Source organism: Streptomyces sp. NPDC051364, assembly GCF_040682115.1.
Classification (GTDB): Bacteria; Actinomycetota; Actinomycetes; order Streptomycetales; family Streptomycetaceae; genus Streptomyces.
Genome location: NZ_JBFBAH010000055.1, coordinates 1 through 22,181 on the forward strand (window position 1 = coordinate 1; position 22,181 = coordinate 22,181).

Genomic DNA, 22,181 nt, shown 5'->3' on the forward strand with positions numbered 1-22,181 from the left:
CAAGGCCAAGACCAGCCGCCACCGCGACTGGCCCCAGCCCACCCGGCCCTCACACGACGCCATCGTGATCCAACCGCCATAAATCAACGGCATTGGGCCTAGGCGTGGGTCCAGAGCCAGCCCCAGGCACTTCGCTCAGGCGGTCCGCATCATCACGATGTCCGGGCCCCCCGGCACCGTGAACGTGAACGCCGTCACCGTGGGGGGCATCGTTCCCGCCATACCCGCCTGACACTGCGTGTCCCGGGCCGTGACGTCCATGTACTCGGCCGAGCCCTGCGCCCGGAACACCGGCACCGTCAGCACCAGATTCCCGACCGACTGCGTCGACTGGATCTTCGCCGAGCCCTGCACCTCGTGCGTACCCGAGGCACCCGAGACCGCCAGCCTCATGTCGTACACGCCGGGCCGGGGGAACGTGAGGGTGTAGGTGAGCTGCTCGGGGCCATTGCCCAGGAGCACTGTTCCGGTGAACGTCCCGGCGTAGTCGGCGAAGGCCTGTCCGCACGCGTCAGCGGCGAACGCCGTACCCGCAGGGACGACTCCCGGAACCATGCCGCCCAGTACCGCAGCGCTGGCGGCGATGGCAAGGCTCCTGCCCAGCACACGAGCAGACCGCATCTCAACCCCATTCCTCCGTGGCCCAGCCACAGTCGAGGAGGGAGCACACGGTGCGCTCCCTCTGATCTTGATACTGGATCCGGCTGCAACAGCCCGCCACCCGGCAGGACCGGATGGGGCCAGCACGCCGACCTTCGACACCACCAACCAAGTCACACCAAACCGCGGCGCAGCCACCCGAGGCATCCAAGTCCCCGCTCCAGGCCAACTGCGTCTACAGTGCCGACTCGCCTCGAAGGCGAAGCTGGTCGGTCTGCTTCGCGAAGCCAGTGTCTGATCTGCACCGGTCATAAACCGTCTAGGGCCGGATCCCCGCGGCAAGAGCCGCCTGGCGGAGCACTCCATGGACGGCGAGGTGCTCGTCGAACACTGTCCACTGCGTATCGGTGGCAGCGCCGGCAGGTTCCGGTGTGCTGCGGGTGGCGGTGGCCCGGTCCATGGCTTCGGCGAAGTCGGGATCGCGGCGGCGGCGCTGGTAGACCGTCGCGGTCGTGATGCCGACCTCGGCCGCGGCCTTCGTCGTCGCCATCCCGGACCACAGATAATCGAGGAACCGCCGGCGGCGCTCCGGCGTGAACCGCGAGGGACGACGCTCCGCCCGCCTCACCGTCGCAGCGGCCACCGCATCGCAGGCGGCGGCGAACACCGACTGCTCGCTGCGCCAGGTATTGGGCCGCCCGGGGTTGTATCCCAGGGGCATTGCATGATCGGGCTCTGTCCGGATTTGCCAGGTGAGGCCGAGGGTTGACAGGGGACGGTGGTAGTCATGGGCGGCCGTCGAGAGGCGAGTTTCAAGGAAGAGGCCGACGGCGCGGTCCAGCGCGTCAAGCGGGTAGATCCGGGCTCTACGGCCACGAGGACCAGGCATCCGGTCCAGGGGCATCGCAGTCAAGGGCGTCGACCAGTGGTGCCGAGCCAGGGGCAGAGCGTCGTACTCCGCTTACGCGCGGCGACGGTGCACCGGCTACTGCGTCTGCGCAAGCCCATGCTGGCCAACCGCCGCACCAGGGGCCTGATTTCGCGAGCTGGCCACGACACCGGGGCGCTGCGCGACAGCCTCCCCCTCCCCTGGACAGGTTGGTTACGCTGCCTGGTATGGATGAATCCACCGCGCACCCGTTCCTCGCGAGGCCGGTCACCGGGATCAATGGTGCTGTCGCCACCCTGCGTGCCCTGAAGAGCGGAGATGCCTCCAGTTTCGGGGAATTCCTCGAAGCGCTCTCGGCGGAGACCAGGGAGCGCTACAGCCCACACCCGCTCGACCGGACCGAAGCGGGGCGGATCTGTGCTGCTCTCGACGACCCGACCGCCCTGCGTTTCGTGCTGGCGGATGCCCGTGACGATCGCGTGGTGGCGTATCTGCTGGCCCAGTTCGCAATCCCGGAGGGCGAGAAGGCGCGTTACCGGAATCTCGGGTGGACCATCGAGGACGGCGCGGACTGCCGCATCGCCCCCGTCGTCGCCGATCATTTGCAGGGCAACGGTCTCGGAACCGAGCTGCTCAAGGGAGCGCTCGGCATCCTGCGGCAGCGCGGATGCCGGCACGTCATCCTCTTCGGCGGCACCCGAACCTCCAACGCCCAGGCGATCCGCGCCTACGAAAAGGCGGGATTCAAGCCGGCCGGAGTCTTTCGCGAACGGGGGATCGAGAGCGTCGACATGTGGCTCTCCCTGAAGTAGCGGGCGGGCGGCATCTCAGCGCACGATCCGGCCGGTCAGTTCGTCGGCTGGTGGGCCGGAGCTGAATGTGGTTGATGTCGACGCCGACGGGCTGGTGAGGGCGAACAGGATGCTGTCGGCGACCTGTTCGACGGTGAGGACAAGGCCGTCAGGGGCAGGGGGCATTGCATGATCGAAATCTTTCCGGGCTCGTCAGATGAGGCCGAGGGCTTGTAGGGGCCGGTGGTAGTCGCGACCGGTGCGGCGTAGGGCGGCGGCGATGTTGGTCTGGCCGTCCTGGCGGAAGACGCTGATGACGAGGTTGCGCAGGGAGGCCATAGCGCGGGGCAGGGTGCCGGTGCGGACCTTGGAATCGTCCTCGCGGAACGTGCGGTCGCGCACGTGGTGCAGGAGGTTTTCGATACCCCAGTGGCCCCTGATCCAGGTTGCGAGCTCGGTGCAGGTGGCGTCGAAGACACTCAGGCTGGTGATCAGGTAGACGCGTTCGATGGTGAGCTTGCCGGTGCTCATCTCGCGCCGCCAGCGCACGACTTGGATCGCCTGGCGGGCGCCGGGGTAGTCAATGTGGACGAACACGGCGACCTTGAGCCGGCGGATCTCGTCACGGTGGTGCGCGTGGTCGCGAGTGCGGTGCCCAAGCGGAATGTCCCTCCAGGGCAGCTTCCTGACCTGTCCGTACAGGCCGGGATGGTTCTTCTTGACGGCGGCCAAATAGTGGGCACCGCGGCTCCTCACGTAGGTGCCGTGATCATGCTGGGTGTGCAGGGCGTCGGTGGTCAGCACGACGTTCTCCAGGTCGAGGAGGGTGTCCAGCAAGGGCTGGAAGGAGGGGATCTCGTTGCTCTTGGAGGCGACCTGCCGCTGGGCCAGGACCACGCCGTGGTGCTCCATCGCCGCCAGCAGATGGATCGCCGTGGCGGTCTTTGTACGCGAGCCGCGCACTACCTTGCCGTCGACCGCGATTACCCGCCGCGCTGGCCGCTTCCCCTCGGGCGAGGGTGGCGGTAGCACTCTGGCCTGCAGATATGCGCTGATCGCCGCGTCTAGCGCGTCACCGTCGACCCGTTGCAGCAGGCGCCGCACGGTGGCGGCGTGCGGTACCGGCCGCAGCCCCGTGAACGGGTCGAGACCGAAGCCGAGGGCGTCCAGCACCTGCTGCGGGGCATCCGTGATCCATTCACTGATCGCGATGAGTGAACGGGCCCCGGTCAGCACCGCCGCGACGGCCGCGCACAGCAACGCGACCGCCGGATACCTCCGCCCCCGCCTATCACGCGGGTCAGCTACAAGGATCAGGAATCGGCGTAGGTCAACGACATCATTCGGGGCGAGGGCGGCAGTGCGGGAGCCCAGTTGCTCCAGCGCGGCAGGGATAGGCGGTGATATTCGGGCAGGCACGGTCTCGCTCGGTTCTCACGGGTCTCGACAAGCACATGATCACCAGCACCGTGCCTGCTCCGCTGCCCGGGCCCCCTTGCCGCACACCGGACATGACGCCACGTCACTCATGAACCCGGCGAACCGGACCGATCTCGACTACGCAATGCCCCTGGGTCCAGAGGACTGGTGGAACAAGAATCCACCCCACGAGGGCTCCTACCTTGCACACCTGCCCAACTACTACAACTCCGAGAGCTTCGTCTTCACTATGAACCGTGGTGAGTGAGTAGCTCCCTTCGGCTCTGCTTCTGTTCCCGGGTTCCAGTTCTGGCCCCACGTGTGTGGTGATGGCCGACGCCGGGTCAGGCCCATCCGACGATGTCGCAGAACTGCCACGTCATCGGGTGGGCCGGACGCGGAGAGGAGCGCGCACTGCGCCGCTCCACGGAAGCCGATCGCCGGCACTGGGCAGGGCAGGTCTGGGCCTTCCCCCGCAGCTGCGGGCCCTCGCGTAGGCCAAGCCCGCAGCGCCCAGCGCGTCGGCGTACACGTGCTCGATCGGCTCGGCGACGGTTCCCGGCTCGCGCAGCGTCGGGTAGTGGTCGGAGGCTCAGCCGGACCAGCGGCAGCCGGGAGCGGTCCGTTGTGGGAACTTCCCGCACCCTGGGCCGGCGGGGTTGACCTGGGGGCAACTCGCTCGGCGGGTGGCGGAGCGGTCCTGGAGGGCTGACTCATGGCGTCGAGCAGGCGGCGTCGGCTACCGAGCGTAGCGGAGTGGGGCCAACTCGGCAGTGTTGTGCGCCGGTAGCCTCAGATCGGGCTCAAGCAATGGCCGTCGGGCCCTCATCGGCACAGGCCCGTGCCTATTGTCTGCTTTCGTGGGGCCGGTATCGCCTGCGCGGTCTGGCGGGCATGCTGCGAAGGCGGGTGGTCCGGTGGCGGGCGGCGGCAGGTGCACGCTGATCCTCGCTCCCCGCGCGCGGGGCAGGCTGTCGTCGCTGCGAGGGTGGCTCTCGGCTAGGGCATTTCGTCTCTCGGGAGCCGGTACGGGATCCCCTGTCGACGGCTGTTCCGGAAAAAGGACTGCGCCAAGCTGGTATGGCACTGACACGGGGAGAAACGGTCGTGGAATTGTTGGGGCATCGCCTGGTGGGACGCGATGCCGAAGAGGCGAAGCTGGCGGCTTTGGCGGCGGCTGCGGCGGGTGGATCGGGACAGGCAGCGTTCATCGTCGGCGAGGCGGGGCTGGGCAAGACCGCGTTACTACGGTGCGCAGCGGCGGGCGCTGAGAACGCGGGTGTCAAGGTGGTGTGGGGGCTGGCGCACGAGTTGGACAGGGCTCGCCCGTTCTCTTTGATCTCGGCTTGTCTGGGGGTGAGTGATGCCCCGGTGGACGTGTTGCAGGCGCGGGCTGGCGATGTGCTGCGTGGTGAGGCGCGGTACGGGCTGCCGGGTGCGCCGGGGAGCGTGGATTTCGCCACCGTGGAAGCCATGATCGTTTTGGTCGAGGAGATGTGTGCGCAGGGGCCTCTGGCGCTGTTCCTTGATGATCTGCAGTGGGCCGATCCTGCGAGTCTGTGCGTATTGCGGCGTCTGGTGTGGTCGGTGGGCCAGCTGCCGCTGCTTATCATCGGGGCGTTCAGGCCGGTTCCCAGGGTTGTCGGGGTCGGTCTGCTCGGCGGGGGGTTGGGGGCGGGCGATCACGCGGTGCTGGAGCTGGGTCCGCTGGACGCGTCGGCGGTGTCGTTGTTGGTGGCCGGCGTGTGCGGAGGCCGGCCTGGTCCGCGGCTTCTTCGCCTGTGCGAGGGGGCGGCGGGAAACCCGCTGTACGTGGGTGAGCTGATCGCTGCCCTGCAGCGGGAAGGGGCGATCTCCACACGCAGGGGTAGTGCGGAGGTCGCGGCCGATTGCCCCGCTCCGCCGCTGACCATGCTGATCACGCACCGGCTGGCGTATCTGCGTGATGAGGTACTGCAGGTGCTGCGTGTGGCGTCGGTCCTGGGCGCCGGCTGCACTGTGGGCGATCTGGCTGCGGTACTGGGCGGGCCCACGCATGTCCTGCTCACCAGCATCGCTGATGCTGAGGCGGCCGGTGTTCTGGCTGACACCGGCCGGAGCATCGTGTTCCGCCATGACCTGGTGCGGCAGGCTCTGTATGACGCCGTTCCGGGTTCAGTCCGCTCGATGCTCCATATCCGGGCGGCGCACGCTCTCATGAGTGCTGGGGCAGTGCCCGAGCGAGTCGCCGTGCATCTGCTGGAGGCGGCACCCACGGACGGGGGGTTGCTGGTCCCCTGGCTACTGCGGTCCGCAGTGCAGCTCACGGCCCGTGCGCCCGCGCTGGCGTTGCGGCTGCTGGGCGCGGCACTGGATGTCGCTGATCCCGCTGATCCGCGCTACGACGAGTTGCGGCTGCATCATGTCGTGGCGCAGCTGTCGTCCGGTCTTCTGGCTGAGGCAGAGGAGAGCGCCCGTATCGCGCTGGCGAGAGTGGGCGAGGGGGGTCTGGAGTTCGTGTTGCGCTGGATCCTCGTTCAGGCCGCGTTCGCGCGTGGCCGGCCCGATGTGGCGCTGGCGGAGACCCGGGCGGCATGCAGGAGGGCGGGAGTGTCCCCGCTCGATGCGGTTCGGTTCCATGCCTTTGGCGCGGTATGTCTTTTCGCCCTCGGGCAGCTGGCCGAGGCGGGCGCTGTCGCAGCCGGCGTCCGGCGCACGGCAGCGGAGCGGGACGACGGGACGGCTCTGGCCTATGCCCTCCAGGTCCTGGCTGCCAAGCGTTTCATCGAGGCTCCTGACTTCGAAGCACTGGAGCTCGCGCGGCAGGCTTCGCGTCTGACTCCCGAAACGATCCACCCGGCGCAGTGGCTCGGATTGCAGCTCGCTCTGGCCAACTGCTACATGGATCTTGATCTGATCAGCGACGGCGAGCGCACTCTGGCTGGCGTGCGTGAAAGAGCGGAGCCCCTGGGGGGCGTGTTCCTGCCCTGGTACCACCTGTCCTGCGCGTTGTTGGCGTTCCACGGTGGCCGTTGGCAGGACGCGATCGCGGAGATTGAGGCCGGGCTCGATCCCGGCATCCACTTCGCGATGAGTCGGGCCTTGCGGGCCCTGGCTACTCTGATAGCAGTCCATCAGGGCCGGCGCGCCGACGCAGAGGCCCACCTGGCCCAGGCGTCGGCGGCGCAGGACAGCGGGACGGTCGCCTGGTTCTACGAATACGTACTCTTGTGTGCCGAGGCGCTGATGGATGAGGCGCAAGGGCATCCGGAACGCGCCTACAGCCGGCTCGCGCACTCCTTCGACAGCGGTATCGGGCATCTGCCCGGTGAGCTGATCCTCTGTTTCCTGACACCCGATCTGGTGCGACTGGCCGTGGGGCAGGGTGACAGGCTCGGCGCCCAGCGCTATGCGCAGGCGGCCCGGTCACGGGCCGAACACAGCGGCGCGCCGTACCACCTGGGGGACGCCTGCCGATGCCAGGGACTCATCGCCCGGGATCCGGAGCTGCTGCTGCAAGCAGCCCGTCACTATCGCGAGGCCCCCCGGCCGCTGAGCGAGGCACACGCCTACACCGACGCGGCCGAGATGCTGGCCATGCGCGGGCAGCTCTGTGATGCCCGCGTCCTGCTCGACCAAGCCCTGGTCATCTACGGGCGCCTGGAAGCCGCCTGGGACGCGGCGCGCGCCACCTCCCGCCTTCGGGCCGTCTCCGTCAGCCGCGGCACGCGCGGACCACGCAACAGCGGTCGCCTGGGATGGGAGGCGCTGACCGCCACCGAGCGTATCGTCGCCGGCCACGTCGCCGACGGGCACTCCAACCCCGAGACCGCCACACGCATGTGCATCTCACGCCGCACCGTCAGCACGCACGTCTCCAACATCCTGCGCAAGCTCGGCATGACCTCGCGAGTGGAACTGGCCACCGAGGTGATCCGCCGCAACGGATCCGCGCCGCAGCCACCCGGGCCCGGGTGAGCCTTTCATCCGACAGTGTCCTTGAACCGTACGTCAGTTGGCGGAGGTCTCCACCCTTTCAGCGGCCTTACGTTGGCACCCGTTCACAGCAGCCTCCCCATCCTCCCTCGCGTCGTCCCCCGGCTCGCCGGGTCCGGGCGCGGCGGCGGGCGCTGTCGGACGGGCATCAGCAACTGAAACGTGAAACGGAACCCCCCATGATCCTTGCCCCCGCGCGCCGGCAGGCGCCGCGTGTAAGCACCGCTGTGCTGGCGATGTCGATCGCCTCCGCCGTCACCGTCCTGTCCCCGCTCACCGCCGGGACCGCGCACGCGGACACCCCCGGCGGCCTGTCAGCCCTCTCGGGGCTCGCTCTCAGGTCGCACCTGGAGGCCCGTTCCGGCGACGGCTTCTCCAACCCGAAGCTGGAGCTGGCGAAAGACTCCCCGGACTACGGCACCGAAGCCGTCATACGCATGGTCCCCACGACCGGGTCCTGGAGCTTCCTTCCCAACAAGGACGGAAGCTTCCTCATCCGCAACGACAAGACGCAAAAGTGTCTCGACTTCAACACCGACAACGGCCACCTCGTCGAGCCCGTCTACTGCGACGCCACCAACCGCAAGCAGAACTGGTACCTCCAGCCCTCCGACGTCAACGGACCCTGGCCCCGCTACATCCTGCGCAACGTCAGCAACAACAAGTGCATGGACGTCTACGGCAGCCACACCGGCGACGGAAGCCCGGTCGGGCTCTGGGACTGCAAGAACCGGTACGACAACCAGGCATGGATCATCACCGACCAGGACCCGCACGGCACGGACAGCAAGCTCAAGGCCCTGGCCACCCGGTACGCACTGACACAGCGAGACGCCGGCTCGGCCGTCATCACCTCCGCCACCTACAAGGTCGATGAGGGCAAGAGCAGCGCCGCAGAGCGCACTCAGTTCAAGGACGTGACGGTCGGCCCACCGGTGTACAACGGAACGACCGACGCGGTGGACAAGCAGATCAACTGGAATCAGACCACCTCCAGCAGCTACACCACGGGCGGATCGGTCACCGCCACCGTAGGGATGGCCGTCAAGGAGGCGGGACCGCTCGAGGTCACCGTCTCCGCGTCTGTGGCGGTCGCGTTCAACTGGTCGAAAACCGACACGACCAGCAAGACGGAGGGCGGCTTCGTCACCATGCGCATCAAGCCCGGAGAGGTCGGCTGGATCATGGGCGCCGGAGTGACGAAGCGCGTAGTCGGCACCTGGACCGTCGTGAACGACCTCGGGACGAAGTGGAGCGGAGAGGGAACCGCCAACGTGGCCGTCCCCGAGGGAACCGACGGTCTCAAGAGCCTGCAGATTCCCTGCACCTCCGACAGCACCGTCAAGATCTGCAAGGACAATCTCCCCTTCCCTGTTCGCGATTGACCCATGGGGGGCCCGCCTCCTCGGCTGGCCCCCCATCACACCACCCGACCTAGGAGAGCGGCCCGGCTCACCTCGCGGCGCTGCCCGGGGGCCGGAGCGGAGCGGCCCGGGTAAGTAGTGCCCGCTCCGGCAAAGCGACGCTCACGCTCCCGGCCGTCCCAGGTCTGGCACGTCGGCCTCGTGCCAGACACGCTGACGCGGTCAGAGCTTGGTCAGTCGGTGGACAGCGTTTGGAGGAGGTCGTCGACCTGGGGGTCGGGCCGGGCGACATCGGCTTGGGCATACCGACCAGGCGGTGGCCGTCGATGGCGGGCAGGCGCCGTACCTTGTGCTCGCTCATGGTCTGCAGGATCTCCTGCGCATCGTCGTCGGCGCCGATGGTGACCGCCTCGCCCTGAGCCAGGCCCGTCCACGGGTGCCCGGGGTCGGCGGCGGACACGTCCCCGCCGACCAGAAGCGCCGCCTCGGGGCGCAGCGGCACCGTGCGGCCGATCGCGTGGAGGTGGCCGTGCGAGTTGTGGCGGCCAGGAGAAGAAGCTGCGGCCGGACCAGGGTTCTGGTGATCGCGCCGATGATCGCTTCGGTGGTGTCCCGGCGCCTGAGGTCTGGCCTTGACCACGATGCCCTCAACGCCGGACACATCGGTCCAGGACTGCAGCCACTCCTGCGCCTTGACCAGGTCCGCTGTCATCGGACACAGCGTCCAGGTTGTCGTCCTCGGCCAGCTTACGTACGACGCTTCCCAGTCATGGGCATGCGGGGCGAGGGCCGCGGTGGTGGCGATGGCCGCTCGGGTGACCCCGGCGCACTCCACCCTAAGTTTGTGTTAATCCCTCGGACCTGCCCTGTTGCTGACGGGATATCGGCTGTCATCGTCTGAGTCAAGTGATCGTCCGGATCCCAGGAGTGGTCGGCATGAGTCTGCAATCGGCGCCATCTGATGCTTCACGGGCCGCGGTCGATGAGCTGGTGGCCGAATATGACCAGGACCGGCCAGGTCGCAAGCCTTCGCCTCGGATATCTGCCGTGGTGGCCCCGCATCTGCTGGCTGCCGCATTGCCCCGAGCCCGGGGCGCAACGCTGCCGCGATTTGCCACTCATGTCTGATGCTCTCGATCGACGACTGACACGGCCCGCCACGGTGGATGAGTTGCTGACTATAAACCTCACACTGCCACGACGCGGGCACCTCCTTCTGGCAAGCCGTCCATAACTCTGCCTGCTGATCGTGAGATTCCTGGCCGCGCACGACGCACCAGCCACCTTGCTGTCCGTGCCACTGGCTGTGCGCTCCGTTGCCGGGACATCATCCACCAGCAGCTGTATCCGAAGGGCACCGCAGAATCTCATGAGCACGCACAAAGGGCTGCAGGCAAACGTCCTGGGCACTTCCGACAGCATCGTCATGGCGGTAGCCGGCAGTGCCCCCGCCTACTCCCTGGCGGCGACCACAGCCGTACTCGTCGGCACGGTCGGTTTCGCCGCTCCTGCCTCGCTGCTCTACTGCGCGATACCCATGTTCGGCATCGCCTGGGCGTTCAACTACCTGGGCAAGCTCGACATCAACGCCGGCGCCAGCTACTCCTGGGTGGCCCGTGCCCTCCACCCCTCCCTCGGCTTCCTCAGCGGCTGGGCGCTGGTGGTCTCGGCCACGATCTTCATGGTCGCGGGCTCGCTGCCGGCCGGCAGCATGACGCTGTCCCTGTTCGCCCCGGACCTGGCCGAGAACACCGCGCTGGCGACCGTGGTCGGCGCGATGTGGTTCCTGGTGATGCTCGTCGTCGTGCTTAAGGGAGCGCGACTGACGGTCCACGCCCAGCTGATCATGTCCGGCATCGAGCTGCTCATCCTGCTCGCCTTCGCCGTGGCGGCCTTGTTCCATGACAATGCGGTTGCGCAGTTCTCCTGGTCCTGGCTGGGCTTCAGCCACTTCGACGGAGTGCAGGGCTTCGCAGCCGGAGCGTTGATCGCGGCGTTCTACTACTGGGGCTGGGACGTCACCAGCAACCTCAGCGAGGAAACACGCAACAGCCGCAAGACATCGGGACTGGCCGGCCTGATTGGCCTCGCCGTCGTCTTCGTCCTGTTCGAGGTCTTCACGATCTCTGTGAACCTGCTGCTCACAGCCGAGGAGATCGAGGCCAACAGCGCCAACGTCCTGGCCCTGCTCGGCGAGCGCGTCTGGCCCGGCTGGGGCGGCAACCTGTTGATCGTCGCCGTCATGCTGTCCACCATCGCCACCCTGGAGACCACCCTCATCCAGGTGACCCGCTCCCTCTTCGCAATGGGCCGCGACCGCACCGTGCCGGCCGCGCTCGGCGCCTCTCACCACCGCTACCAGACACCCTGGGTCGCGCTGGTGGTTGTCGGTGCGGTCGCCCTCGGCCTCTTCGTGGCGTCCAATGCACTGGGCTCGGTCGGCGACATCCTGGAGAGCGCCGTGGCCGCCATCGGACTCCAGATCGCCGTCTACTACGGGTTGGCCGGAGTCGCAGTCGTCGTCGCCTACCGAAAGGTACTGCTGAAGACCCCGGCGAACTTCATCTTCGGCGGGCTGTGGCCGCTGACCGGGGCGCTGTTCCTGTTCTGGGTCTTCGTCGAGTCGCTGAGCGCACTCGACTCCACCGCCATCGCGATCGGCATCGGCGGTCTCGCCGTGGGCCTGGTGCCGATGTTCGTGTACCGGCAGAGCCCCTACTACCATCCGGATCGGCTCGACGCCGCAAAGACCGAGCGAATCAAGCAAGAGTACGAAGGCCTGGAACCCGTGTCTGCCTCGTCCGCCGGCGATACCATAGCCACGGACTTCTGAGGGGCGCAGCCATGACACCGGGAAGCAAGCCCTTCACTCCCGAATTCGACCCGACGCTCAGGGACCGGGACCTCGCGAAGGCGCGCCAAGACATCGCCATCGGCCGGTGGCAGGGTCTTCCCGAGCTGCTCCACTCCACCGGGCGCGACTGGGACCGCCGCACCCACCGGGTGCGCCTGCTCGCCCAGTCCACGGCCGGCACGACCATCGCCGAGGAGTGGTACACCGCCCGGCCGGGTGATCCGGACGCGCTGGTGCTGCGCGCGGATACAGAGGTGCTGCGCTGCTTCAACCTCGCCGTGGCCGCGGGGGACGCTGGCGCCGTCGGCCAGGACCGGCTGGACATGGCCGTACGGACCTGCCTCCGTGCAGCCGACGCACATCCCCACGACCCTGTGCCCTGGGTATCACTCCTCACCATCGCCCGGCTCTACCCGGGTGGGCACCGCCAGTTCAACCGCTGGTGGAAGGAGCTGGTATCCCGGCACCGGGACAACCGGGAAGCACACAACCAGGCGCTGCGCCACGTGTCCGCTCGCTGGCACGGCTCGCACGGGACCATGTACGACTTCGCCCGGGACGTGGTGGACAGCACTCCGCCGGGCTCGCCACTCGCCGTACTCCTGCAGGTCGCGCGGCTGGAGGAGTACCGCTACCGCCTTGAGCGTGAGGGTGACATGGCACTCTTCCTACGTCGGCATTGGAGTACCGACGTAGCACTCGCCGACACCCGTCACACCTGGGATCATTGGGTCGTCAACTGGGACGGCGTCTACCGGGCGCAGGACGTCGCCGACTTCAACCACTTGCTGCACGCGACGTGCGCCGGCGGACTGTACCCCGAAGCCGCGTACCTCTTCAAACTACTCAACGGCCAGGCAACCGCAGCGCCCTGGTCCTACTTCGGCGACCCCGCGACCGTCATCACCAAGTGGCACCGCACTGTCATACGCTCAACCTGATCGTTGACCCGCAATTCTGAACAGTGTGTCGTGCCCGGAAGCCGTGCGGCGAGACACGCCCAGGCCTCGTGCTCTGCTGGGGTGGCAGCTTCGAACCGATCAGAAGCCGCCCGACCCGGCCGTTGCACGCGAGGTGAATCCTGCTGTCAGTCTGCCGCGGGAGCGTCCCAGCCCCCGCTCGTCGAGCCCCCTTTGGCGGCGGTGTGCTGGTGGTCGCACACGATCGTGGAGTCGAGCGCGACCAGCCAGTCCGCCCCTGCCCGTCGAGTTGTCGCCGCGATCCATTGGGTGCCACCGGATGAGCATGTCGCTTCGTGCCCTCCATCGCATGCACCCTGTGCCATAGAGGACAGAGCCGCTGGGCTTACGGAGGACCGCGACGAGCCGCTGATCGTGAAGGACGCCCGGACGATCACCGTCTGCCCTGCCTCGGGCGGGGTCGCGGTGTCCTTGCGGCCCGCCCTCGGCGCCGGCTCGCTGGGCACGATCCTCACCGGCAACACCTTCTCACCCGGTCTGTATGACCGCCTTCTCCCCGCTCCCCGCTCCCCGCTCCCCGCTCCCCGCTCATACTCCCCTCCTGGGGAGAAGCATGTGCGGCACAACTCGAGGTCGGCGATGGAACCCCCACAGCTGCGGGCCACGGGCGTGCGGCACTCCCCGCGTAGTCGTCGGGCCTTTCGCACCGCGACCGGACCGAGTACCGGTTTCGGGACCGTTCATAGATCTCGCCGCGACCGCCGATGCTGCGGCGGACCAGGACTCAGTGAGAGCCGGGCAACCCCGACGCACGACGCTTCCCGGTCATGGGCATGCGGGGCGAGGGCCGCGGTGGCGGCGAGGGCCGCTCAGGTGACCCCGGCGCACTCCACCCTAAGTCTGTGTTAATCCCTCGGGTCTGCCCTGTTGCCGACGGGTATCGGCTGTCACCTTCTGGGTCAAGCGATCGTCCGGATCCCAGGAGTGGTCGGCATGAGTCTGCAATCGGCGCCATCTGATATTTCACGGGCCACGGTCGATGAGCTGGTGGCCGAGTACGACCAGGAGCGGCCAGGCCGCAAGCTTTCGCCTCGGATATCTGCCGTGGTGGCCGGCGTGTGCGTGGCCCTGTCGGGGTTCACGCTGTACGCGATCTTCTTCCCGCTGGCGAAGGGAAGCCAGTTCTACCTGACGATCTTCCTTGCCGCGGGGCTGCCGCTAATCTTCCTCACGCATCGTGGCACGGTGCGTCTGCCGGCTCTGTTGCTCTGGTGGCGGCGCAGCCCCCGGTCCGGCACGGCAGGGGCATCCGCGGCGGATGACCCGGGCTGGTTCGACTGGCTCCTGACCGGCGCCGCGCTCGTCGTCTGCCTGTATCCGCTTCTGGGGTTCGACGCGTTCCTGGAGAGGTGCCAGGTTCCGTCCTCCCTCGACGTCGCGGCCGGTATCGCCGTGATCCTGCTGGTCCTGGAGGCCTGCCGGCGTACCACCGGCTGGGTCCTGCCCGCGTTCTGCTCGGCGTTCCTGCTGTACGCCTACTACGGCGGGCTGCTGCCGTACGACTGGTCGCTGGCGCACGGCGGGTTCAACGTGGAGGCGATCGCGGCGCACGCGTTCATGGGCACCGACGGTGTGTACGGCGTGCCGTTGAACGTGGCCGCCACCTACATCCTGCTGTTCACGATCTACGGCGCGGTCCTCGACTACTCCGGGGCAGGGAAATTTTTCATCGACCTGTCCTTCGCGGCGTTCCGCGGGTCCCTCGCTGCTCCAGGCCGCACCGTGACCGCCGCGGGCTTCCTGCTCGGTACGGTCTCCGGATCGGGGACGGCCACGGCCGTGAGTTTGGGGTCGGTCGCCTGGCCTGTGCTGCGCCGGGCGGGCTATCCGAAGGAGCAGGCCGGCGGAGTCCTCGCCGCCGCCGGGATCGGCGCGATTTTGTCCCCGCCCACGTTGGGGGCGGCGGCTTTCATCATCGCCGAGTACCTCAAGGAGAGTTACCTCACTGTCCTGCTGTACGCGCTGGTGCCCACGCTCCTGTACTACCTGGGCATCCTCCTCGCGGTGGAGATCGACGCGCGCAAGCACCGCGCCCAGGCCGTCGAGGTAGGGCAGGCATCGGCGCTGAAGCTTCTGGGCCGGTTCGGCTACCACTTCCTCTCCCTCTTCATGATCGTGGGTTTCATGGCTGTGGGCCTGCCTCCGTTCAAGGCCGTGGTGTACGCGACGGCCTTGCAGTTCGGGCTCTCGTTCCTGGATCCGGCGCACCGGATGACGTCGCGGCGGCTGTACGCCGCGCTGGCTGAGGGCAGCCGGTCGGTGCTTCCGGTGATTGCCACCTGCACCGCGGCCGGGCTCATCGTCGCGGTCGTCACACAGACCGGGCTCGGCCTCAACCTGGCTGCGATCATCGTCGATGCCGCCGGGGTACTCGGCGACAGCGGCACGGTCGAACTGGTTCTCACGGTGCTCTTCGCGGCGGTCGCGGTGTCCGTCCTGGGACTCGCCGTCCCGGTCACCGCCTCGTTCATCATCGCCGCAGTGATCATCGCTCCGGCCATGATCTCGATGGGGGTGGCCACCCACGAGGCCTACATGTTCATCTTCTACTACGCCGTCCTGTCCGAAGTCAGCCCGCCCACAGCGCTGGCGGCGGCAGCCGCCGCCGCCATCACCGGCGGCGACCCGATGCGCACGATGACGGCAACGTGGAAGTACTCCCTGCCCGCGTTCCTCGTGCCCTTCGCGTTCGTCCTGACCGACAACGGGGCCCAGCTCCTCGGCCAGGGAAGCCTGTGGGGCATCGCGTGGACCACAGCCGTCTCCGCGCTCGCGGTCGCCGCGCTCGCCGCAGCCACCGGAGGCTGGCTGATGGGGCCGGCCGGTCCGCTGGAGCGCGCACTGTGCGCCGCAGCCGCCCTGCTCCTGCTCTACCTCGAACCCGCCTCGATCACCGCAGGTTCCGCCGTGCTCGCCGTAGCGGCCGGCATCCACCTGTTGCGCCGCCGCCACCGTTCCCGACGACTCTCCCCCGAGAGTGCCGCGACCAGGTCAAGCTCGTGAAAGGACACAGCCGCTCATGAAACACCGAATGCGCAGCGCCCGCTTCGCAGTGGCCGCTCTGGTTATCATTCTGGCCGCCACCGCCTGCGGCGGGAAGCAGACCGGCCCGGATGCCGCCGACAGCGCCGGCGGCCGGCTCACCATCGCCACCGGCAACACCACCGGTGTCTACTACCAGCTCGGAGGCGGCCTCGCGAAGCTGATCTCCGACAACATCGACGGCTACCGCGCCACCGCTACCGCCACCGGCGCCTCCGTCCAGAATATCCAGGGCCTCACAGAAGGCACCTACGACCTTGCGTTCTCCCTGCTCGACACCGCAGGCGACGCCGTCGACGGCAAGGGCTCGTTCTCCGAGCCGCAGCAGGTAGAAGCCCTCACCCGGCTCTACCCGAACTACACCCAGGTCCTGGTCCGTGCGGACTCCGGCATCACTTCACTCGCAGACATGAAAGGCAAGCGGGTCTCCACCGGCTCGCCCAACTCCGGCACCGAAGTGATCGCCCGCCGACTGTTGAACGCCGCAGGTCTCAACCCCGACAGCGACGTACAGACGCAGCGCCTCGGCCTGCCCGAGACCGTGGACGCCATGAAGGACAGCACCATCGACGCGCTCTTCTGGTCGGGTGGCCTGCCCAGCGGCGGGATCACCGACCTCACCACCACGCTCAAGGAGAAGGTGCGGTTCCTGGACGTCACCGCGCAACTGCCCGCACTCAACAAAGATTACGGCGGCATCTACCAGCAGGGCAGTATCCCGGCCGCCGTGTATCAGCAACCCGGCAGCGTCCCCACGATCGTGGTGGCCAATGTGCTGCTGGTGAAGAAGGGATTCGACGCCGACCTCGCCGCGAAAATCGTGAACCTCATCCACAACGAGAAGGGCGCACTGGTGACCGTCAACCAGGCCGCGGCGGAGATCAACGCCGCCACCGCCGGCCAGACCACGCCGGTTCCCCTCAATCCGGGCGCCGAGAAGGCACTGAAAGCACTGGCCGCAAAACCCTGAGCCAACCGAACTGCAGGGCCGTCCGGACCCAGTATCCGGACGGCCCGACACCCCTTTTCTCGCCCCGGCTTCCGGGGGCATCTGTCCACATCGAGATGAACGCTGCCTCCGCCCTGCGGCCCGCGGGCCGCACAGCACGCTGATGTGCCCCTCCCCGACTCCATCAGTCGCCCGGACCGCAGTGCACCCCGGCAGGCTCGCCCCTCTTCGAGAGCACTTACCGATGAACCGCCCACGCCCCTCGCGGGAAACCCGCTTCATTCTGGGCAGCACCGACCATGCGGTGCCGTCAGCAGGGCATCGCATCCTGACGGAAATCCGCAGCTGGTGTCTGCCCCTCAGCGACGAAGCACACCACGACCTCACACTGATGTTGGGTGAACTCATAGCCAATGCGGTAGAGCACAGCGCCGCCCCTGGAACGGTGATGCTGCGATGGGCGGGCGACCGCCTGAGAGTGGAGGTGACCGACCCGGGCTCTCGGCTGCCCGTGGCACAGCCCTACCGGCCTGACTCAGAGCACGGCCGGGGTCTGATATTGATCGCCACGCTGGCAACCGCCTGGGGCTGCTCACCCACCACCGCAGGCAAGACCGTCTGGTTCGAGATGAAACTCCCAGCGCCGAATGACGAAGTCGACCAAGACCATCCCTGAGCACTGCCCCTCCACATCCCTCGCAGCGGCCCGCTCACAGGCGGTCTCGCCATCACGGGAGGACAAGGCGTTGCGGTCGGGCGATGCCCAGCATGGCGGGTCGCACCTGTCAGGTTTTTCCAGGCGCCCGGCCCGGCCGGCTCGTGACGGTGTGGGATGGCCAGGCCGGTACTCCCGTCACGCCGTCGGCGATCACTGCGGGCCTTTTCTGTCCGGCTGCCCATAGCGGGGCTTGCGAGGCCTTTGCCGGATGGGCGGCTTCTGTCTGCTGGCTTATTGGGCGCCGCGCTGTGCTGCTCACGGGGTCATCGGGATCCGAGTCGCCGTAGAGCCACACTTCACGGGACTCCCCGTTGGGGCCTTGCAGCCTCCCGCCGTAGGCCGCGACCTCGTAGTCGAAGCGGCTGTACCTTTTGCCACCCGGTTCCGTCGGATAGAACTTGATCGACTCCTTCATCAGGTTTGGCTTGCTGTCCTTGCTGGGGTCTTCCGTGAACCCGTCAGACATGATGCTCTTCCCTCTCGTGGTGGTAGCCGTAGCGGCTGCCGGGCCGGGCGGGCGACGGGCCATGCGGGGCACCGATACCCCCTCCAATGTCGCGCCCGGAGAGCCGATCGGCGGCCCAATCAGGCCGCGGGCTCGTAAACGACGGTCGTCGTGGGGCAGTCCTCAGCGAGGCCGAGCAGGGCCTGGCGCTCAGCCTCGTCGACGGCCAGGTCCCAGCGCAGCTTCGTACCGACCCAAGTGGCGGCGTAGGTGCAGTGGTACGAGCCGTCCGTCGGCATCCACTGCGCCGGATCTTTGTCCGCCTTGGACCGGTTGGAGGCTGCGGAGACCGCGATCAAAGTGTCCGGGCTGTTCTGGTCGTTCGCGTACGCCTCACGCCGCGCCGCATCCCACGGTGTCCGCTCCGAGTCGTACACCTCTGCGAGCGGCACGAAATGGTCGACGTCCAGGCGGGCGGCGTCCGTGACGACCACATCGTCGTACGCACTGCGCCACACCCCGCCCGTCAGCTTGCAGCCCGCCGCAACCTGCGGAGCCTCGAGCGCCTCGGCAAGGATGACCTCCTTGCGGGTGTCACACCCATCCGAGGCGACCAGGCCCTTGTTCCAGTGCTTGTACAGGTCCCGCTTATAGCCCTCCCGGTGCTCCTCCGCCACGGTCAGCTGGTCGATCGCGTCGAACAGCGACAACGGCGCCCGCACTCCTGGCGCTCCGGGTGCGGCGGGTGAAGAGGCGGCCGGGGCCGGCCGCAAGTCTGCGGCGTGGGAGGCGGGGGCGGTGGTGAGCAGGGGCAGGGCGGCGAGGGTGAGCGCGGGCAGGCCGCGCAGCATCAGGTTCTTGATCACGATGTGGGTGTAGCGCGGCATGCCTGGTCTGCGACAGGGCGTCAGCAGCCAACTCACCCGTGTGGGTGGCCGGATTCACCGCGGAAACGATCACGCTGGCCACGCGGTTGCCGCGCTCGCCAGCGGCACCGGGTGCGCGCGGTGTCCGTCCGGACGTCCGACAACGTGTACCGGGCTCTCTGTTCTTCATGACTTCGGGAAGCACCCGCCGAGGCCGGGATGCGGATGGTCACGAGAACGGGAGGGCGGCGAGCCACAGGGGGCCGCGGGGCGGCCTCGGCCGCGCCACCAGTCGGCAGCCCGGGAGAAGTTGAGGTGAGCGGCCGGATGGTGGCGGCGGGCTCTCGCTCCCAGCCCAGCGGGTCAGTGGTGGTCTGCGTGGTCCTGAATCGAGAATTTGATCAATTCTGAGCATTTTGTATGTTCAGCTTGGTGCTTTATCAGCCCAGCTTGCGGCACCTGCTGGTTTCTCGCGTTGACCAGGCTTCGGCCGTCTTCTGACCGATTAATGTCTCGAAGTCGGAGGCCCCTGCCCGGCCGTCAACCAAGAACAGGGGCTCTCCTCTCACCGTCTCGAACAAGGGAGCACAATGTCCGCCATCCGAGGTTCTGCTGAGCGCATCATGGCCCTGAGCAGCGGTTTCGACCGTAGCATGCCCACTCACGGGGTGGCCCAGTCCTCCGGGGCCGTCGACAAATGTGTCAACGTGCAGTTAATGCCGTTTCTGGCTGTTCTCTTCGTGGGCGTGACTCTCGTTCTCGCCCCCGAGCAGGCTCCGTCCCTGCTCGTGATCCTGCCTGTTCTGCTGGCCTACGCGCGGCGTTCGGCCTGGTCAGTGCGGCGCATTCAGCTCTGGACCGCTCCGAGTCTGACGCCGGGAACCGCAGCCTGAGGCTGCCAGCTGGTCCACTCGTCACGGCCTTGCCGTGACGAGTGGACTATTTCTTCCTCCCCCAGGGGCCTGGCGCCTTAGGCGGCCGCTGCAGAGAAACTGGGGTGGCGTGACACACAATTCGCTACCCCGATATGTCCGTTAGGGAATCGTATGTCGCAGAAGGCTGCGCCGAAGATCATCTGCGCGCACTGCAAGAACAAGTTCGACCGTCCGAAGCCGACAGGCCGGCCCCCAGAGTACTGCGGCACGGAATGCCGTACCGCCGCCTATCGGGCACGGCAGAAGGCGGTGCTCTGCTACTCGCAGAAACACGATGAAGACGTCGTACGGATCGCGAAGTCGGTCTCGGCCAGGTCGAACGCCGCCTTCCAGTACAGCCAGCTTCCGGCGCCGGCTCGTCCGTTGGAGCTGGTCGAGGAGGTCATGCGGCTGGAACGGGACATCGCTGATCTCAAGGCGGTAGCTGTCCGGCAGGCAGCCGAGTACGGGGCCGCGTGGGCGGACATCGGCGATGTGCTGTCGGTGTCCACCTCGACCGCACGGGCCAGGTTCAGCGACGAGCAGGTCGCCAAGGTCCTGCTCTGGCGGGCCGAGCGCGGCTCGGCACCCGGGCCCCGACCGCCGCGGCCGCGTGCTCCGCGCCCCACCTCCGCTCCCAACGCGTTAAAGGGAGACGGCGGGTCCGCCAACCCTGCCCTGCCCGGTGACCCCGCCTACCAGCTCACCACGGCCCTCACACACCTGCACCGCGCTTCCGGACGCACCCAACGGTGGCTGGCTGGAGAGGCCGGCGTGTCCCCGTCCCTGCTTTCGCTGATCTTGCTGGGCAAGCGACACCCGAAGTGGAGAGTGGTCAAGGCGATCGCGCAACTGTGCCGGGCCGACCCGGCCGACCTGCGGCCCCTGTGGGAAAAGGCGCTCGGTATCCCGCCTGTGGCGCTGCCGGGCCCGGAAGACTTCCTGCAGGCCGCCGCCTCGCTGCAGGCCACGCTGCGCGGCATGTGGATCGCGGCTGCCTCCCCCGCCCCCGACGACATCTGCTTCCAGCACCCGCTCCTCACTCCCCACCGGGTGGCGCGCGCCTTGGTAACCGACCGCCCTGAGCAGGACCTGGCCGATTGGCCGTTCGTAGCCGCCCTGGCAACGGCTCTGCGTGGGCAGCCCGACGACGTCCGCGCCCTGTGGCAGCGGATGCAGGTCGCCTCCGCCCTCATCTCCTCAGCGGACACCGGGCCGTATCCGGGCGCCGAGCCGTACCCGGAAGCCGCCGCCGAGCCGCTGGCGGACCACGGCACCGCCACCGTGCACGGCCCCGTGGAGCAGCCCAACCCCGGCTGCCCGACGGCTGCCCGCCGTCCACACGGGAGAGGAGGCCCGTGGGCATCCCGCACAATCCGCAGCGACCAGAACACCGATGCGGTTCTGCGGCGCCTGGACATCCTGGAAGGTCTCAAGAGCGCCAACACGCCGGTCGGCCTCGCCTCCCTCGCCCGCTCCAGCGGCCTGCCGACCCGCCAGGCCGCCGAGGTCCTCTCATGGCTTCGCGAACACCACTTCATCACCTCCGGCAAAGACGGCGGCCACACGCCCGGCCCGGTCCTCCACGCCATCACCGAAGGCCGCAACATGGTGCAGGAGTTCCTGGAACATCTCAGCCAGCAGACCCAGGGCGCGATCTACATCGGCGCCTACGTCGACGGCGACATCCAGGTCTCCCACGAAGCCGCTCAGCCCGGCATCCCCACCGTGTACCAGCACGTCGACTTCCGCGAGTCCGCTCACGCCAGCGCCCTGGGCAAGGCCAACCTCGCGCAACTCGGCCGCGATGCCCGCCTCGACCACCGCTACCAGCCCATGAAACTGACCGGCCAAACGATCACCAACCCGGACGACCTCTTCCGCTCATTCGATCTTTCCCCACTCCAGTACGACTTCAAGGAGTACTCCGAGCGCGAGGTCTGCGCGGCCAGCCCCCTGATACTGCCCGGCCGGCCCTCCTGCATCGCCGTGGCCGTGCCGGCCACCGAACGGCGGCGCCTCAACCACGCCACTACCGCCATCAGGGACCGCTCGACAGCCATGGCCCTGTCTCTCAGGCTCGCCCTCGTCACCAGCGCCCGATCCCCACACACAGCCCAGACCGCCCGCGCATACCCGGGATGACCTCATGCCCCACCAGTCACAGGGTGGCCCCGGAACGAGGACCTTCCACGCTTCACTCTCTCGAACAGCCGTAGGGCGAGATGCCGTTCCGGATCGGCTCGCGGCTCGCCTGACGGCCGGCCCGGCTCCACACGGCTAGGGCGTGTATCTGGTTGTGATCAAGGGGCGGTTCGTGTGAGGTCCTTGATCCAGATCATGGAGGCGCGAAGGTGCAGGCCGGCGAGATAGCT

Annotated in this window: 16 protein-coding genes and 1 pseudogene; 10 read left to right on the forward strand and 7 right to left on the reverse strand. The window is 68.0% G+C overall.

What is annotated here, in order from left to right; translation table 11 throughout:
- Positions 1 to 135: 135 nt before the first annotated feature.
- Entirely contained in the window at positions 136 to 621 is a 486-nt protein-coding gene (locus AB0M76_RS41770) for a hypothetical protein (protein WP_365958001.1), read from the reverse strand.
- Positions 622 to 919: 298 nt separating this feature from the next.
- A complete protein-coding gene (locus AB0M76_RS41775) occupies positions 920 to 1,321 on the reverse strand; it encodes a hypothetical protein (protein WP_365958002.1) in 402 nt (133 codons plus the stop codon).
- Between the two features lie 395 nt (positions 1,322 to 1,716).
- On the opposite strand from AB0M76_RS41775, the gene AB0M76_RS41780 reads away from it, so the two are divergent.
- Positions 1,717 to 2,301, forward strand: coding sequence for a GNAT family N-acetyltransferase (locus AB0M76_RS41780; protein ID WP_365958003.1), 585 nt, complete (start codon positions 1,717 to 1,719; stop codon positions 2,299 to 2,301).
- A gap of 15 nt (positions 2,302 to 2,316) precedes the next feature.
- Here the strand turns inward: AB0M76_RS41780 and AB0M76_RS41785 are convergent, their stop codons facing one another.
- Both AB0M76_RS41785 and AB0M76_RS41790 read right to left on the reverse strand, forming a co-directional pair.
- A complete protein-coding gene (locus tag AB0M76_RS41785; protein ID WP_365958004.1) occupies positions 2,317 to 2,466 on the reverse strand; it encodes a hypothetical protein in 150 nt (49 codons plus the stop codon).
- Between the two features lie 27 nt (positions 2,467 to 2,493).
- On the reverse strand, positions 2,494 to 3,699 hold the full coding sequence (locus AB0M76_RS41790; protein ID WP_365958005.1) for an ISAs1 family transposase: 1,206 nt from the start codon (positions 3,697 to 3,699) through the stop codon (positions 2,494 to 2,496).
- A gap of 1,080 nt (positions 3,700 to 4,779) precedes the next feature.
- Between AB0M76_RS41790 and AB0M76_RS41795 the strand changes: the two genes are divergently transcribed.
- Together AB0M76_RS41795 and AB0M76_RS41800 are read left to right on the forward strand one after the other, a co-directional pair.
- Positions 4,780 to 7,656: an AAA family ATPase gene (locus tag AB0M76_RS41795; RefSeq protein ID WP_365958006.1), complete on the forward strand. Its 2,877-nt coding sequence runs from the start codon at positions 4,780 to 4,782 to the stop codon at positions 7,654 to 7,656.
- A gap of 197 nt (positions 7,657 to 7,853) precedes the next feature.
- Positions 7,854 to 9,059 carry an RICIN domain-containing protein gene (locus AB0M76_RS41800; protein WP_365958007.1) on the forward strand — a complete coding sequence of 402 codons (1,206 nt, stop codon included), beginning with the start codon at positions 7,854 to 7,856 and terminating at the stop codon, positions 9,057 to 9,059.
- Between the two features lie 212 nt (positions 9,060 to 9,271).
- Here AB0M76_RS41800 and AB0M76_RS41805 read toward each other — a convergent pair.
- Positions 9,272 to 9,465: pseudogene (locus AB0M76_RS41805) on the reverse strand (CBS domain-containing protein); the annotation flags it as partial.
- A 942-nt stretch (positions 9,466 to 10,407) separates the two neighbouring features.
- Here AB0M76_RS41805 and AB0M76_RS41810 point away from each other — a divergent pair.
- The 5 genes from AB0M76_RS41810 to AB0M76_RS41830 all read left to right on the forward strand — a co-directional run bounded on the left by AB0M76_RS41810 (position 10,408) and on the right by AB0M76_RS41830 (position 17,539).
- Positions 10,408 to 11,871, forward strand: coding sequence for an APC family permease (locus AB0M76_RS41810; RefSeq protein ID WP_365958008.1), 1,464 nt, complete (start codon positions 10,408 to 10,410; stop codon positions 11,869 to 11,871).
- 11 nt (positions 11,872 to 11,882) lie between these two features.
- Entirely contained in the window at positions 11,883 to 12,833 is a 951-nt protein-coding gene (locus AB0M76_RS41815; protein ID WP_365958009.1) for a hypothetical protein, read from the forward strand.
- A 972-nt stretch (positions 12,834 to 13,805) separates the two neighbouring features.
- Positions 13,806 to 15,875, forward strand: coding sequence for a TRAP transporter fused permease subunit (locus AB0M76_RS41820; RefSeq protein ID WP_365958010.1), 2,070 nt, complete (start codon positions 13,806 to 13,808; stop codon positions 15,873 to 15,875).
- A 28-nt stretch (positions 15,876 to 15,903) separates the two neighbouring features.
- Positions 15,904 to 16,884, forward strand: a complete 981-nt coding sequence (locus AB0M76_RS41825) for a TAXI family TRAP transporter solute-binding subunit (protein WP_365958011.1) — start codon at positions 15,904 to 15,906, stop codon at positions 16,882 to 16,884.
- Positions 16,885 to 17,107: 223 nt separating this feature from the next.
- The gene (locus AB0M76_RS41830) at positions 17,108 to 17,539 is read left to right on the forward strand and encodes an ATP-binding protein (RefSeq protein WP_365958012.1); all 432 of its coding nucleotides are present in this window, start codon (positions 17,108 to 17,110) and stop codon (positions 17,537 to 17,539) included.
- A 109-nt stretch (positions 17,540 to 17,648) separates the two neighbouring features.
- Here AB0M76_RS41830 and AB0M76_RS41835 read toward each other — a convergent pair whose 3' ends face one another.
- Both AB0M76_RS41835 and AB0M76_RS41840 read right to left on the reverse strand, forming a co-directional pair.
- Complete coding sequence (locus AB0M76_RS41835) at positions 17,649 to 18,047, reverse strand: hypothetical protein (RefSeq protein ID WP_365958013.1); 399 nt, start codon at positions 18,045 to 18,047, stop codon at positions 17,649 to 17,651.
- A 119-nt stretch (positions 18,048 to 18,166) separates the two neighbouring features.
- Positions 18,167 to 18,892: an HNH endonuclease family protein gene (locus AB0M76_RS41840; RefSeq protein WP_365958014.1), complete on the reverse strand. Its 726-nt coding sequence runs from the start codon at positions 18,890 to 18,892 to the stop codon at positions 18,167 to 18,169.
- Between the two features lie 590 nt (positions 18,893 to 19,482).
- Here AB0M76_RS41840 and AB0M76_RS41845 point away from each other — a divergent pair.
- A complete protein-coding gene (locus AB0M76_RS41845) occupies positions 19,483 to 19,785 on the forward strand; it encodes a hypothetical protein (RefSeq protein ID WP_365958015.1) in 303 nt (100 codons plus the stop codon).
- A 153-nt stretch (positions 19,786 to 19,938) separates the two neighbouring features.
- A complete protein-coding gene (locus tag AB0M76_RS41850) occupies positions 19,939 to 21,951 on the forward strand; it encodes a helix-turn-helix domain-containing protein (RefSeq protein ID WP_365958016.1) in 2,013 nt (670 codons plus the stop codon).
- Positions 21,952 to 22,181: the final 230 nt, after the last annotated feature.